General features: G+C 67.1%; 13 protein-coding genes and 1 tRNA gene. 4 read left to right on the top strand and 10 right to left on the bottom strand.

Annotated elements, in window-relative coordinates; translation table 11 throughout:
- The 3 genes from JWQ05_RS12525 to JWQ05_RS12535 form a co-directional block, all read right to left on the bottom strand.
- Positions 1-946 (bottom strand): AMP-binding protein (locus JWQ05_RS12525; RefSeq protein ID WP_299658776.1); only part of this gene is annotated, 946 nt, incomplete at its 3' end.
- Between the two features lie 147 nt (positions 947-1,093).
- Positions 1,094-1,360: a hypothetical protein gene (locus JWQ05_RS12530; protein ID WP_299658777.1), complete on the bottom strand. Its 267-nt coding sequence runs from the start codon at positions 1,358-1,360 to the stop codon at positions 1,094-1,096.
- A gap of 58 nt (positions 1,361-1,418) precedes the next feature.
- A complete protein-coding gene (locus JWQ05_RS12535; protein ID WP_299658787.1) occupies positions 1,419-4,040 on the bottom strand; it encodes an ATP-binding protein in 2,622 nt (873 codons plus the stop codon).
- A gap of 201 nt (positions 4,041-4,241) precedes the next feature.
- Here JWQ05_RS12535 and JWQ05_RS12540 point away from each other — a divergent pair, with 201 nt between their 5' ends.
- A complete protein-coding gene (locus JWQ05_RS12540) occupies positions 4,242-4,733 on the top strand; it encodes a phasin (RefSeq protein WP_299658778.1) in 492 nt (163 codons plus the stop codon).
- Positions 4,734-4,918: 185 nt separating this feature from the next.
- Positions 4,919-5,275 (top strand): hypothetical protein, encoded by a 357-nt coding sequence (locus tag JWQ05_RS12545; protein ID WP_299658779.1) that lies wholly within the window; start codon positions 4,919-4,921, stop codon positions 5,273-5,275.
- Between the two features lie 87 nt (positions 5,276-5,362).
- Here the strand turns inward: JWQ05_RS12545 and JWQ05_RS12550 are convergent, their stop codons facing one another.
- From JWQ05_RS12550 to JWQ05_RS12575, 6 genes are all read right to left on the bottom strand, one after another.
- Positions 5,363-6,022 (bottom strand): L,D-transpeptidase, encoded by a 660-nt coding sequence (locus tag JWQ05_RS12550; RefSeq protein WP_299658780.1) that lies wholly within the window; start codon positions 6,020-6,022, stop codon positions 5,363-5,365.
- A 137-nt stretch (positions 6,023-6,159) separates the two neighbouring features.
- Positions 6,160-6,966, bottom strand: a complete 807-nt coding sequence (locus JWQ05_RS12555) for a transglutaminase family protein (RefSeq protein ID WP_299658781.1) — start codon at positions 6,964-6,966, stop codon at positions 6,160-6,162.
- A 75-nt stretch (positions 6,967-7,041) separates the two neighbouring features.
- The gene (locus JWQ05_RS12560; protein WP_299658782.1) at positions 7,042-7,962 is read right to left on the bottom strand and encodes a transglutaminase family protein; all 921 of its coding nucleotides are present in this window, start codon (positions 7,960-7,962) and stop codon (positions 7,042-7,044) included.
- Between the two features lie 139 nt (positions 7,963-8,101).
- Positions 8,102-8,608, bottom strand: a complete 507-nt coding sequence (locus JWQ05_RS12565) for a response regulator (protein ID WP_299658788.1) — start codon at positions 8,606-8,608, stop codon at positions 8,102-8,104.
- A 203-nt stretch (positions 8,609-8,811) separates the two neighbouring features.
- A complete protein-coding gene (locus tag JWQ05_RS12570) occupies positions 8,812-9,972 on the bottom strand; it encodes a transglycosylase SLT domain-containing protein (protein ID WP_299658783.1) in 1,161 nt (386 codons plus the stop codon).
- A 200-nt stretch (positions 9,973-10,172) separates the two neighbouring features.
- A tRNA-His gene (locus tag JWQ05_RS12575) sits at positions 10,173-10,249 on the bottom strand.
- A 191-nt stretch (positions 10,250-10,440) separates the two neighbouring features.
- On the opposite strand from JWQ05_RS12575, the gene JWQ05_RS12580 reads away from it, so the two are divergent.
- The gene (locus JWQ05_RS12580) at positions 10,441-12,285 is read left to right on the top strand and encodes a chloride channel protein (protein ID WP_299658784.1); all 1,845 of its coding nucleotides are present in this window, start codon (positions 10,441-10,443) and stop codon (positions 12,283-12,285) included.
- Between the two features lie 117 nt (positions 12,286-12,402).
- Here JWQ05_RS12580 and JWQ05_RS12585 read toward each other — a convergent pair whose 3' ends face one another.
- A complete protein-coding gene (locus tag JWQ05_RS12585) occupies positions 12,403-13,761 on the bottom strand; it encodes an MFS family transporter (RefSeq protein ID WP_299658785.1) in 1,359 nt (452 codons plus the stop codon).
- A gap of 290 nt (positions 13,762-14,051) precedes the next feature.
- Between JWQ05_RS12585 and JWQ05_RS12590 the strand changes: the two genes are divergently transcribed.
- Positions 14,052-14,236 (top strand): hypothetical protein (locus JWQ05_RS12590; protein WP_299658786.1); only part of this gene is annotated, 185 nt, incomplete at its 3' end.

Consider the following 14,236-nt stretch of genomic DNA (forward strand, 5'->3'; position numbering starts at 1 on the left):
CGATGTAGGAATGGCCCGTCACCCAGCCGACATCGGCGGTGCACCAATAGACCTCGCCCTCGCGGTAATCGAAGACGTATTGATGCGTCATCGACGCGTAGACGAGGTAGCCGCCGGTGGTGTGGACCACGCCCTTCGGCTGCCCGGTCGAACCGGAGGTGTAGAGGATGAAGAGCGGATGCTCGGCCTCCACCGGCTCGGCGGGGCATTCGTCGGTGACCTGGGCGGCGGCCTCGTCGTAGTAGACGTCGCGGCCGGCTTCCATCGCGATGGGGGAGCCCGTGCGGCGCACCACCACCACGTGATCGACGCTGTCCTTCGGCAGACGCGCGATGGCCGCGTCGACATTGGCCTTGAGCGGAACCTTGCGGCCACCGCGCAGGCCCTCATCGGCGGTGATGACCATCTTGGAGGCGCAGCCCTCGATGCGCCCGGCCAGCGAATCCGGCGAAAAGCCACCGAAGACGATGGAGTGGACCGCCCCGAGGCGCGCGCAGGCGAGCATCGCGTAGGCGGCTTCGGGGATCATCGGCAGGTAGATGGTGACCCGGTCGCCCTTGGACACGCCGCGATTGCGCAGGACGTTGGCCATCCGGCCGACTTCGGCATGAAGCTGACGGTAGGTGATGTGCTTCGAGTCGTTCGGGTCGTCGCCTTCCCAGATGATCGCGACCTGGTCGCCGCGGGTCTCGAGGTGACGGTCGATGCAGTTATAGGCGACGTTGGTGCGGCCGTCCTCGAACCACTTGATCGAGATGCGGCCTGCCTCGAAGCTGGTATTCTTCACCTTCGTGAAAGGCGTCATCCAGTCGATGCGCTTGCCGTGCTCGCCCCAGAAAGCCTCCGGATCGTTCACGGAGGCCCGATACATGGCCAGATACTTGGCGTCGTCGACGTGCGCGCCCTCGCTCCATGCCGAACGGACTTCGACCACCTTCTCGTCCATCGCTTCTTCCCTGTCGGCGCCCGATCGTATCGTGACGGTTCACGCAGCCGGGTCTTCCAAATACCGTCTTAGGCGCAAGGACATACCGGCCGCAAGCGTCGATGCGCGAAGTTCCGGGACAGAGGCGAAATTATGTTTGCGCGCTCTTCAATTGCACCCAATGCAGATGCCCGTCTCGATCTTGCGATCGATCGAACGCTGCTTGCGCACCGCCTCCGACGGGCGGTTCTCGGACACCCCGTCGACGCCGCCCGGCGGCTTCGTCACGCCGGTCGACGTGATGTTGCGAAACTGACCCGCCGATTCAGCGTTCGGCTCATTGGCCACTGGACCGGATTGCTGCGCCTGGGCGCCGGCAGGCAGCATCAATCCGATGGTGAGGAGGAGGGCTGTACGACGCATTGGAATCTCCATGATTGTCGATCCAACGCCGATTGCCCGCAGAAGTTACCGGCGTGCGCGCGCCCGCAGGTCAGGCGCGTTTCGTCGCCGCGTTCGCGGGAAACAGCATCTCCACGAGCGTTCCCTCGTCCTTGCGGCTGACGATACGGAAACGCCCGTGATTTGCCTCCACCAAGGCCTTTGTCAGCGGCAAACCGAGACCGGTGCCCTTGCGCGGGCCGATCGGTCCGGCCTGCCGAAACGGCTGGAGCGCGACCTCGACTTCGTCCGACGTCATGCCCGTCCCGGTGTCCCGGACCCGCAACGCGATCTCGCCCCGATCCGCCATCGAGGTCGAGACGATGACCTGTCCGCCCGCTTCCGTGAATGCGATGGCGTTGGCGATCACGTTCAGCGCCGCCTGATGCACGCAGCGCGCATCGGCGACAAAAGTCGCGAGATCCGACGAGAAACTGGTGCGCAGAACGATGCGCTCGCGGGACGCCTGCGGCTGTAGGAGCGCGACGCAGCGGGCGACCACGTCGTTCAGCGGGATCTCCGTTACGGTCAGGTCGAGCTGGCCGGCCTCGATGCGCGCGAGTTCCAGGAGATCGTTGAGGAGGTCGAGGACCTGTGTTCCGGAGGCATGGATGTCCTGCAGGGACGCGCGATAGCGATCGGGCCCGAGGGGTCCGAGCCGCTCTTGGAGCATGAGGTCGGCCGCCGCGAGAATTCTGTCGATCGGGCTGCGGATCTCCTGGCTGACCTTGGTCAGGACGTTCGCTGCCTGCAACCTTTCCGCCCCGGCTGTGTCCGAGGGACCGGCCTCACGTCCGCTCGGCGCGGCCGCGGGATTGATCACCGCGCAGAGGCCGTTCTGGGGATCGTCGCGCAGGGGTAGAACCTTGACCTCCAGAACCGCACCCGAGCCGCGAACCGTGACCCGGGCATGCGCGTGTGAAGCTGCGCCGGGCTCGGCATGCAGGTGCGCCAGCAGCAGCACGGCATTCTCGGGCGCGAACAGGCCGAGGAAGCTCGCGCCGACGACTTCGCGGGGATCAAGGTCGAAGGTCGCCGCCGCACTCCGGTTGAGAGAGAGAAGGCGCCCCTGGCTGTCGAGGGTGGCGATCCCCTCCTCGAGGGTTTCGAGGACGTTCAGGGCCTGAGCATCCCGGCGACCGGCGAAATCCTGGGCGAGGGCGCTGGCCGTATGGGCCCGCGCCGCTTCGCTCGATTCGGCATCGCGCGCCAGCAACAGGTCGGCCGGCCGCCCGGCCCAATCGAGGACCGAGTGCTCGACGAGCACGCCGATGCGTCCGCCGTCCCGGGCCGCCAGGACGATTGGCGTGTCGCTGGCCTCGCGTGCATGGGGCAGGAGCCCGCGAAACAGACCAGCGATGCCGCCGCCGGCGTCGAGCGTCTCGACATCGGGATACCCGGTCAGGTCGAGCAGCCGCCGGTTGGCGAACAGGACGGCGTTCTCGCGATAGACGATCACGCCGACGGGCAGGCGCTCGAGGGTGGCCACCATGGCGGTATCCGGGATCGAGTTCGCCGGATCGGCAATTCGCGCCGGTGAGGTCGGAAACGGCATGACCGCGCACGGCAGGCCTCGCTCCGGAACGGGTCCGTGCACATCGTCACCCGCGAACCGTGCCCCAAGCGCGCGGGCGATCTCACGAAAGGCCGCGTGCTCGTTGCTCGAGAGGCTCGGATCGGTCGGGACGCCCGGCGACGCACGATCGGCGTCCTGTGCTTCCGATACCGAAGTGGCCGCGTCCGATGCTTTTGAAGTCGGTACGACCTCATCCCCCATCGGGGCGGCCTGCGGCAGGTCGCCCGTTGCCTCCGGCGAAACCGGAGGGCTCACAGCCGGCCCCTCGACGGACCGGATCTGCCCAAAACCGCGAAATTCCGGCCGGGCACGTGAGACTGGCGCCCCCGAGAGGTCGAGTTCGAACACCCGCCCATCCGTAGCGATCAGCGCGACCGGAATGGTCCGAAAAGTCTGGCTGTGAGCGAGGGCGGCGATCAGGCCTTCCGCATCGCGCAAGGTCCCGGATTCCGAAAGGGCCCGCCAGGTTCGGCCCAGCATCCCCACCCGCAGAGGGTCGCCGGGAGGGCGCGAGAGCTCTGTCACGGTGCCGTCCGCGTCGCTGCTCCAAGTGAACCGCCGCAGCTCGAGCATGGATGGCGTCGGATTTCCGATGGCTGTCGGTTCCTCGCTCGGCGTCGGCGGCGCGGTCTCGAGCGTCGAAGCCACGTCAGGCTCGGAAGATGCCTTTTCGGGCGACGCAACCGGTAAAGCCCGCAGCTTGGGGAGCGGCCCAGTGGCGAGCAGGATCACAAATCCGCGACCCTCGCGGTCCTCTGCACGAAGCAGCGTCATCAGCACGGGCGGCGCGATCCGGCGCGCATCGAGGTGCAGGCGTATCAGGACTGGCGCATCAAACGACAACCCGATGCGGGCGATCTGCGCGCCGATCCGCAAGCCCGGATCGAGCCGTCCGTCCGGCTCCGCTAGCGCGTCTCGCAGCGTCCTCGCGGCACCGGAAGCATACAGCACCCGCTCTCCGCCCGCGTCGAGAACCAGCAGTGCGTTTGCGGGATCGGACAACCGCCGGGCGAGCGCCGAATCAACGTTGCACGCGCGCAGAAGATTCTGCGCCGCGTCGGCGTCGAGCTCCGGTCCTGAACCTCCGTGGTCGAACATCCGCACCTGTTTCGCGTGACGATTTCTAGAACGTGACAGCCTTTTTACCGGGTTGCCGCCATCCCGGAAGCCTTAGTCGGGCGGGACGCGCGTTTACCTGTTGTCAACCTTAATGCGCCCCAGCAGGGTGGCATAGGGCTGGCGCTGTGCTATTGTGCAGCGCACAACAAGCCATCAACAAGTCGACCTGAGGAGAGGATAATGACCAGCACCCCGAACTACGAGGTTCCCGCCGAGATGCGCGATTTCGCCGAGAAGAGCGTCGATCAGGCTCGCAAGGCATTCGATTCGTTCATCAGCGCCGCCCGCCGCACCGCCGACACCGTCCAGGGTTCCGCTGAGATGGCGCGCACCAATGCCCATGACGTCTCGGCGCGTGGTTTCGAATTCGCCGAGCAGAACGTGACCGCCGCCTTCGACCTCGCCCAGAAGCTCGTGCGCTCGCGCGACCTGCAGGAGGCGATGCAGCATCAGGCCGAGTTCGTCCGCAGCCAGTTCGCCGCGATCCAGGCCCAGGCCAAGGAGTTCGGCGGCCTCGCCCAGACGGCGATCCAGCAGAGCGCCGAGAAGGCAAAGGGCGCCATGCAGGAGAGCGCCGAGCACGCCCGCAAGGCGATGGAGCAGGGCACCGAAGCTGCTCGCAAGGCCGGCAGCGACGCCGAGCAGGCCATGCGCAACGCCACCAACTCCTGATCTGTCGGATCGGCGCCGCGTTTTGCGGCGCCGCTGACGGCGACAGCCCGTTCCGCTCCACGCGGAGCGGGCTTTTTCATGTGTCGCGCCGCGCTTGCGGTGCGCGCGCGTGCCTTCTAACCCTGGCCGCGACCAGACCGAGCCGCCCGTGCGGGGATCGGCGACCGGGAGAAAGGCAAACCGCCATGCGACCCATTTCACGACTCAGCTTTTCACTGACGCTGCTCGCGACTCTGCTCGGCGCGCAGGGCGCGAGCGCGCAATACTACGACGACGGTTACGATCGCCCGCCGCCGCGTCGTGCCTACGAGGAGCGTCGTCTGCCGCCCCGTCCGGAATACGGGGGCGAGCGCTATGCCCGTCCCGCGCCCGGCCGCTCGGTGGGGCTCAATTGCGACGCGGTACAATCCGGCCTGACAGGCTTCCAGCCCTATTCCTGTCCGCTGCCAAGCCCACGTCCCTTGGGCGCCCGCTGCTTCTGCGACATGCCGGTGGCGTCCTTCAGCACGCCGCAGACGGCCGTCGGCCGCGTGGTTCCCTGACGTCTCGGGATCTCGAAAACGCGAAAGCCGCACCGACCATCGGGTCGGTGCGGCTTCCAAATGCCGGATTATTCGTCGTGCGGCTGACTAGTTCAGGACAACGACCTTGGCACCGACCTTCACGCGCTCGTAGAGATCGGTGACATCCTCGTTGGTCATTCGGATGCAGCCCGAGGAGACCGCCTGTCCGATCGTGTCAGGCTCGTTCGAACCGTGGATCCGATACTCGGTGCTGCCGATATACATGGCACGCGCGCCGAGGGGATTCTCGACACCGCCGGCCATGTAGCGCGGCAGGTCGGGGCGGCGGGCGATCATCGCGGCCGGAGGCGTCCAGGACGGCCACTCTTTCTTGGCGGTCACCGTCTTGACGCCGGACCATGTGAAGCCCGGGCGGCCGACGCCAACGCCGTAACGGATGGCCTCGCCATTCGGCAGCACGAAGTAGAGGCGGCGCTCGGCGGTGGAGACCACGATCGTACCGGGCTTGTAGCTCTCGCTGAAGCCGACGATCTCGCGTGGGATCGGAGCAACCTGGGCCTGGGGTGCCGCCTGCACGCCCTGACCGACGGTGCCCTGGTAGCCGTAGGGGTCATCGCTGGCGCGGCCATAGGCATAAGCCGGGTCGCCGTAAGTCTCTTCGCCGGCACGTGTGCCGAACGGATCGTAGGGGTTTGCCAGAGCCGGGCCCGTCGAGAGCGCGCAAACACCGAGTAAGCCCGCGAGGGCAGTCGCCAAGGTCTTCATCGTGGAACCCTTACCTATGCCGTAACCTTCGCTGTACAAGCGTAAGCGTGGGCATGTGGTTCCACGGGACCTTGACGAATTCGTCCACTTCGTGACGGCGCAGGTTTCGGCACCGCCATCGGGCCCGAGCGCTAGGGTCAGAAGACCTCGTCGGTGTGCACGTCGAAGCGAGCGAGGTGCGAGTAGCCGAAGTTCGTCGTGATCGCGACATCGGTGGCGTCACGCCCGCGCGCCATCACGATACGCCCGATGCGGGGCGTGTTGTGGCGGGCATCGAAGGTGTACCAGATGCCGTCGAGATACACCTCGAACCAGGCCGAGAAATCCATCGGATCGGGGACGGGCGGAATGCCGATGTCGCCGAGATATCCGGTGCAGTAACGCGCGGGAATGTTCATGCAGCGGCAGAACGCGACGGCGAGATGCGCAAAATCGCGGCAGACACCCTGACGCTGCATGAAGCCGTCCCAGGCGGTTCGCGTCGCGTCGGCGCACATGTAGTCGAAGCGAATCCGGTCATGCACGTAGTCGCAGATCGCCTGCACGCGGGCCCAGCCCAGCGGCGTCCCGCCGAACAGCGACCACGCGGTCTCGGAGAGCTTGTCGGTGTCGCAGTAGCGGCTTCCGAGGAGATACACGAGGACTTCGTTCGGAAGGTACTGCACATCGACCTGCTGCGCATACGGCGCGTAGGCGTCCGGCAAGCCGGAATCCTGAACGACGAAGTCGGCGGAGATGGTCAGGCGGCCCGGCGGCGTGACGATGCGTGTGCAGATATTGTCGAAGCTGTCGCGGTAATCCTGGCAAGGGATCGGCGGGTCGAAGCTGATCACATGGGGCGTCAACACGTCCGGCATCCGGGAGGGATGCACGCTCAGCGCGAGGATCATGGGCGTCGGCTGAACCGATTCGAAGGCGATGTCGAACCCAGTCCTGATCTTCATGACAATCACCCGATCCTATCGAAAAAACACACGCTCTGGTTCCGCATCCGGGCCGGACTGGACCGGATCGCTCGGTCAACGCACCAGGTTCGGCTCGGTCGCGGACCCGCTTTCGGAAACGGTCTCGACTTCGTCGACCTGGACATTGACCGTCATGCCAAGGTCGTCCGCGGGGAACCCGAAGAACGACCCATGGAGCGGCACGGCCTGACGGGGGTCGCGCGCGACCGCGACGCGGATCAGATCGCGATTCCCGACGATTCCGTTCGTCGGATCGAACTCGATCCAGCCCGCGCCTGGCAGGTAGACCTGCACCCAAGCATGAGTCGAGCCACCGCCGACATGGCGGTTGCGATCCCCGCGTGGGTTGTAGAGGTAGCCCGAGACGAAGCGCGCCGCCATGCCCAGCGCCCGCACGGCCTCGATCATCAACACCGCGAAATCGCGGCAACTGCCGCGCTTGAGTCTCAGTGTCGTGACGGGATCCTGGACGCCCTTTTCGGAGCGGGCGAGATACGCGAAGTTGCGGCGGACGCTGCGGGTCATTTCCGCCAGAAGGTCCTGCGTGCCAACCCGCCCTTCCGCCGGCACGAAGCTGCGCGCCCATGCGTCGACTTCGTTGCGCGGGTCGGAATACTGCCGCTCCATCGCGCGGCTGAGGTCGGGAATGTCTTCGGCGCTGTAACCGAACGGATAGAAGGCTGCGTGCGCCGAGATCGGGAAGACGGGGGCCGATTCCGGCGTGTGATCGAGGGTGATCGCGCATTCGAAGGTCAACAGAGCAGCACGGCCCGTGAAGGAGGCCACCGCGACGCAATTGCCGAACACATCGTGCAGCCAACGCAGGCCGCTCGGCTCCGGCGTGATCTTCAGGGTCGCCGAGATCAGGCGCTGATCGTAGCTGTCGCGCGGCCGGAAAAGGATGCGGTGCTCGCCGAAGCCCACCGGCTGGCGGTAGCGATAGGTCGTGACGTGACGGACGGTGAGGATCGGCAAGGGGAGGGGCTCCACCACGCCTCGGGCGCGGGTGTGGCGACGCGGACGCTTGAACACCGAAGAAGCAAGAGGTGCGCCGCCCTCGCTTCGTTCACGGTCCGGTTGGCCTGTGCCGCGCTATCGCGGCAGGCCTGAGGGTTCAGGGAACGATCGGCTGCCGCTCGGTCGTGGCGCGCTCGGCCTCGACCAAAAGGTCGAAGGGACGCCAAGGCTTCGGGATGAAGATCGCCTGGGGCGGCAGATCCGGTGGCCGTTCCGCGCGACGGCCGGAGGTCACGACCACCCGTGCCGTAGGCCAGAGCAGCGCGATGGCCGACGCGAGTTGCAGGCCATCCATCGGACCCGCGAGCCGGACGTCCGAGAACACCAGCGCCACGCGCCCGCCCTGGTCGCGCATGATCGCCAGGGCCGCCTCGGCGCTGTCGCAGCCGATGACGCCGAGATCCGTATCGCCGAGCAGGGCTTCGGCGAGGTGCCGGGTCGCCTCGTCGTCCTCGACCACGAGGGCGAGCCTGTCGGATTTCGGCTTGGCTCCCGGCTCGGGCTGAACCTGACGCACCAGCGTGGCGAGATGCTCCGGCACGCCCTCCGCGATCAGGTCGTCGTAGAAGGCCGCGAGTGCCTGACCGATCCGGTCGAGGGACAATCCGGGGCTCAGACTGTCCCCCAGGAGCGCCGGGCGGGCAGGCGGGGATCGATCCGGCGTTGGGCCTTTCGGGTCCGACAAGCGGGGCCTCCGACATCTGTGTCTCGAAACGCACCCGAAATGGGCAGCGCGGACATTAAAGCCGGGACGTGACGGTCAGTTGCCGGAAATAATCCCGTCCATCGATTGAATCGTCCGGTTTTTCAATCCACGGCCGCATCGGCATAGGCCATCACGCCGGCCACGGAGCGGACATCACGGTAACGGGCGCCGCGGGCGCTCATCATGGTCTCGAACTTTTCATGCACCTCAGCGACCGAGAGGCTGGCGGCCTTGCGACGCCCGCGCTGGGCGGCAAAGAAAATCGAGCGGTTGGCACGCGCCGGGCCCGGCAGCATCTGCGCGGCGGCCGCCTTCGGCTTGTCGGCGACGGTGGCGAGGAAATCCTCGGCGTCGTCAGGGCCGAGGAAGTGCGCGAGATAGACCTCGCCGAGGCTCAGTTCGCGGCCGATCCGGAGCGCGATGCGGGCGGCGTCGCGCTTGAGCATCTCGCCGGCCATCAGCGCCGAAAGGTAGGGGTCGCGGCGCATCTCGAGGATGCGCACGCGCTCGGCGGCGTCGGTCACGGAAGGACGGCCGTTTTCGCCCGTCACTACGAGGGCCGCGTCGGCGGCCATCCCGTAGCGCGGCCCGAAATCGCGCACGACGCCGAGCCAGGTCCGCTCGATGAACTGGAACAGGCCGGTGGCCGAGGAGGTCTGCGCCTGGACCTCGGTCTTGAAGCTCGATTCCTTGTCAGCGACCGCCATGAGGAGGACGGGGTCGGTCTGCACGGCCTGCGCCGCCCGGATGATCTTCTGCACCAGGTGGCGCCGGATCTTCATCGGGCCAAACTCGAGCACGTCGTTGGGGTCGCCGACGGCGCTCTCGTTCAGGAGATAATCGTAGGAGACCCGGTCGACCGCGTTGGAGCCGAGTTCGGTGTCGAGGTCATGAACCGCCGCGAAGGCGGAGGAGGCGGTGATCACCGCAGGGCTCGACGGCACCGTCGGGCTCGCCTGGAGGACGATCGACACCGGCTGGACGCGCGGCTTCGGCATGGTGATCTCGGTCATCGCCTGCGCCGACTGCACCACACCCGCCTCTGGGCCGATGCCGTAGGACAGGGCGGCCCCGAGACCGCCGGCGAGAAGCAGCATGGAGAGCACGGAGCGGGTCAGCGCCGGGCGGCTGCCATGCGCGCGGCCGACATGGCCGCCGAGGGTCAGGGCATCCGACGTCGTGGCGGCGCGCGATCCGGTACGGGGCGTGAGCGGGCCCTTGGCGAAGACGGTTCGTGACGATCCGACATACCGACCCTGCATCTGCTCAATCCAACCCCGTCTCGTGGCGACGGATTGAGATTAGCTTGACGGATGTGGCGACAACACGGCCCAGTTTGGGGCAATCCCGTGGCAATTGCGGCACGGTGTCGAGAGCGTTCTCGCACATCGCTGGACATGTCGCCCAACGCGAAAAACGGTCACGCCATGCATGACCGCTCGAACTCACATCTGCGATGGAATGGTACCACTGCCCCGGCTCGAACGGGGGACCTCTTGATCCACAATCAAGCGCTCTAACCAACTGAGCTACAGCGGCACTGCGGGTGACCTATCCCGAGCCGCGCCGCATTTCAAGCCGCCTTCGCGGGATCACCGGCAAAAGTGTGGACCGGGCCGCTGGAGGACGGTCGACGGCGGCGGCGAGCGCACGCTAAGCAGGGCTCGCGACGCACCTCCTACGTCAGATCCCGTCCAATCGCCGCCCCACGGGCCGATCTCAACCGCTCCATGCCACCGCATAGCCTGCGCTCCCGCACTCCCGTCGCCGCCAGGGCCGTCGTCCATGCGCCAGGGGGCGTGCGCGCCCTCGTGCGCGGCAGCGAGATGGGTCTCGTCGTCCTCGCCGCCCTCGTCGGATGCGGCGGTGGCATCGCGGTCGCGGTGATGAATCACGCGACGCAGGCCATGCGCGAGGCGCTGTACGCGCTGGCGCCCGGCATGCGCCTCAGCGCCGCCACGGACCTGTCGGCCATCGCGGTGCTGCTCGCACCGGCGTTCGGCGGTGTCCTTCTGGGCCTCCTGACGCTTGCCCTGCGCTGGCGGCGCCGGCCGCGCCGGGCGGTGGTGGACCCGATCGAGGCGAATGCCCTGCATGGCGGGCGCATGTCGATCCGGGACTCAAGTGTGCTCGCCCTCCAGAATACGATCTCGAACGGCAGCGGCCTCTCGGTGGGGATGGAGGCGGCCTACACGCAATTCTGCGCCGGCTTCGCCTCGCGTCTCGGCCTCTCCTTCGAGTTGCGGCGTGCCGATCAGCGCACGCTCGTCGGCTGCGGCGCGGCGGCCGCCATCGCCGCCGCCTTCGGGGCCCCGCTGACGGGGTCATTCTACGCGTTCGAACTCATCATCGGCACCTATTCCATCGCCACCCTGACGCCCGTGGTCGTGGCGGCCCTGTGTGGCAGCGTCGTCGCGCGGGCGCTGGTGGCGCAGACCTCCCTCGTCACCCTCGACCGCGCGGACGCGGTCACCACGACGGCACTCACCAGCCTCGATACCGCGCCCAGCCTCGTTCTCGGCCTCATGTGCGCGGGGCTCGGCATCCTCATCATGCGCGGCGTCACGCTGATCGAGTCGGGATTCCGCGCGAGCCGCCTGCCGGCCCTCCTCGCGCCACCGATCGGCGGGCTCTGCGTCGGCGCCCTGGCGCTCGGCGTCTCGCCCCAGGTGCTTTCCGGAGGCCACGGCGCGTTGCATCTCCACCTGGAGGCGCACGGCACCGGCATGGGCCTCGCGGCACTGATGCTGCTCTTCGTCGCCAAGGCCACCGCCTCGGCGATCTCGATCGGCTCCGGGTTCCGGGGCGGGCTGTTCTTCGCCTCGCTATTTCTCGGGGCGATCGCGGGCGAGATCTTCGCCGCCGGCATGCCGCTGATCCTGCCCGGCATGGCCGCCTTCGGGCTGACCCCGCTCGCCTACGCGGTGATCGGCATGAGTTCGCTCGCGGTCGCGGTGATCGGCGGCCCACTGACGATGACCTTCCTGGCGCTGGAACTCACCGGCAGCTTTCCCATCACGGGCCTCGTGCTGGTGGCCGTCATTGCTTCGTCGCTGACCGTCCGAAAGACCTTCGGATACTCCTTCGCCACCTGGCGCTTCCACCTGCGCGGCGAGAGTATCCGCAGTGCGCACGACGTCGGTTGGATCCGGACCCTCACGGTCGGCAAGCTCATGCGCCGCGAGGTGCCGACGGCCCCCCTCGACCAGACCCTGGCGAGCTTCCTGCGCAAGCATCCCCTCGGCTCACCCTCGCGGGTGGTGATGGTGGACGGCGAGGGCCGCTACGCTGGCATCGTCCTGGTGCCCGAAGCCCACGCGGCGTTGCGCGAGGCGGAAGACGGCTCGCCCGTCCTGTCCGACCTCCTGCGCCAGACGGACGACGTCCTGACCGCCGACATGAACGCCAAGGTCGCCACCGCGCTTTTCGACCGCACGGAGAGCGAGGCCCTGGCGGTGGTCGAGGACCTGCGCAGCCGCAAGGTCATCGGGCTGCTCACCGAGAGCCATACGCTCAAGCGCTACAGCGAGGAGCTGGACCGCCAGCGCCGCGCAGTCCTGGGCGAGGCGAGTTGAGGCAGGCCACGCGACAGCGGAGTTTCGCGCTTCGCGCCGTGAAAAAGCCCGCGGCGCGCGTCCACTGCGGGCTTCTCCATTCTTCGAGAGGCACAATCGGTTCGAGATCCGAGACCTTCAGGCCGCCGAGAGCCGGGTCTTGCGCATCAGCGCCTCCTCGACGGTGCCGTCGCCGTCGAGATAACCGTGGCGCTTCGGGTTCGGCATGATCAGAGAGCCGATGAAGGCGATACCGAGCATAACGGTGACGTACCAGAAGAAGGTGCTCTCGGAACCGACCTGCTTGAGGTAGAGAGCCACTGCCTCGGCGGTGCCGCCGAACAGCGAGTTGGCGATGGCGTAGGAGAGGCCGACACCGAGGGCCCGCACCTGCGTGGGGAACAACTCCGCTTTCACGATGCCGCTGATGCCCGTGTAGAAGCTGATCACGATCAGCCCCACCATGATCAGCGCGAAGGCGAGGTACGGGTTCTGGGTCGCGCCGATGGCGGTCATCAGCGGAACCACCATCAGGGTGCCGAGGCCGCTGTAGAGCAGCATGTTGGCCTTGCGCCCGATCCGGTCCGAGAGCCAGCCAAAGATGGGCTGGATGATCATGTAGACGAAGAGGGCAGCGGTGGAGATCTGCGAGGCGGTGACCTTGTCGATATGCGCCGTGTTGAAGAGGTACTTCGGCATGTAGGTGGTGAAGGTGTAGAAGCTCAGCGAGCCGCCGGCGGTGTAGGCGAGCACCACGCAGAAGGCGCGCCAGTGCTTGAACAACGCGGCGAAGGTGCCGGAATCCTTGTTCGCGAGGTCTTCCTTGGTGGCGGTCTCGTCCAGCGACGAGCGCAGATAGAGCGCCACCACGGCCGCGATGGCGCCGATGACGAACGGGATGCGCCAGCCCCAGGCGGTGAGTTGCTGGGCGGTGAGGAAGCTCTGCAGGATGATCAGCACCAGTGAGGCGAGCAGCTGGCCGCCGATCAGCGTGACGTACTGGAAAGAGGCGAAGAAACCGCGCCGGCCCTTCAGGGCGATCTCGCTCATGTAGGTGGCGCTGGTTCCGTACTCGCCGCCCACGGACAGGCCCTGGATCATCCGGGCCAGAAGAAGCAGCGCGGGCGCGAGATACCCGACCGTGGCGTAAGTCGGCAGGATCGCGATCATCAGCGAGCCGGCGCACATCATCAGCACCGAGATCAGCATGGAGGTCTTGCGGCCGAGCCGGTCGGCGATGCGGCCGAACAGCCAGCCGCCGATCGGGCGCATGAAGAAGCCCACCGCGAAGACGGCCGCCGATTTCAGAAGCTGGCTTGTGTCGTCCCCCTCGGGGAAGAAGACCGGCGCGAAGTAGAGTGCGAAGAACGCGTAGCAGTAGAAATCGAACCACTCGACGAGGTTGCCCGACGAGGAGGCGACAATCGCCTTGATCCGGCGTCGGCTGTCGGCGGCCTCGGCCGCCGCGTGTGAGATGGTCCCGGCGCCACCTGTCATCCGTCTCGTCCCTGTGCTCTGGCCGTTTCTCGGCTTGCCTTGAAAAGACGTTACCGCCTGAGACGAATTTCACAAGGGCCGCCAGCGAGTTGCGGGCGGGGTTCGAGAACATCTTGAAACGTGGCTGTGGAGGAGCGGCGCTTGAGCTTGGCCTTCGGCCTCGAATAGGCTGCCCGGCAGTTCTTCGAAGATTAACGCAAGATAATCGGGAACGGTTTTTCGACGTTCTTCGTTGCGGGTGGCGTCGGCGTCGAGCGGCGCCCCAGATCAACGAGAATGGAAACGACCCCATGAGCAAGCTCTTTCGGAGTACGGTGACGGCGGCAGCCCTGGTGCTCGGCGCGGCGACGGCCCTGGCCCAGGGCGGACCGGGCGGTGGTGCCGGAGCCGGTGCAGGCGGCGCCGGTGGCGCGGGTGGAGGCGCCGGCATGGGCGCTGGCGGGGGTGCAGGTGGGAATGCCGGCGGTGCGGCTGG

The organism is Methylobacterium sp. (genome assembly GCF_028290105.1).
Classification (GTDB): Bacteria; Pseudomonadota; Alphaproteobacteria; order Rhizobiales; family Beijerinckiaceae; genus Methylobacterium.

Excerpts from the sequence above, each read along its gene's own strand:
- JWQ05_RS12530 (WP_299658777.1), bottom strand. The coding sequence starts at position 1,360 with ATGGAGATTCCAATGCGTCGTACAGCCCTCCTCCTCACCATCGGATTG.
- JWQ05_RS12535 (WP_299658787.1), bottom strand. The coding sequence starts at position 4,040 with ATGTTCGACCACGGAGGTTCAGGACCGGAGCTCGACGCCGACGCGGCG.
- JWQ05_RS12540 (WP_299658778.1), top strand. The coding sequence starts at position 4,242 with ATGACCAGCACCCCGAACTACGAGGTTCCCGCCGAGATGCGCGATTTC.
- JWQ05_RS12545 (WP_299658779.1), top strand. The coding sequence starts at position 4,919 with ATGCGACCCATTTCACGACTCAGCTTTTCACTGACGCTGCTCGCGACT.
- JWQ05_RS12550 (WP_299658780.1), bottom strand. The coding sequence starts at position 6,022 with ATGAAGACCTTGGCGACTGCCCTCGCGGGCTTACTCGGTGTTTGCGCG.
- JWQ05_RS12555 (WP_299658781.1), bottom strand. The coding sequence starts at position 6,966 with ATGAAGATCAGGACTGGGTTCGACATCGCCTTCGAATCGGTTCAGCCG.
- JWQ05_RS12570 (WP_299658783.1), bottom strand. The coding sequence starts at position 9,972 with ATGCAGGGTCGGTATGTCGGATCGTCACGAACCGTCTTCGCCAAGGGC.
- JWQ05_RS12580 (WP_299658784.1), top strand. The coding sequence starts at position 10,441 with ATGCCACCGCATAGCCTGCGCTCCCGCACTCCCGTCGCCGCCAGGGCC.
- JWQ05_RS12585 (WP_299658785.1), bottom strand. The coding sequence starts at position 13,761 with ATGACAGGTGGCGCCGGGACCATCTCACACGCGGCGGCCGAGGCCGCC.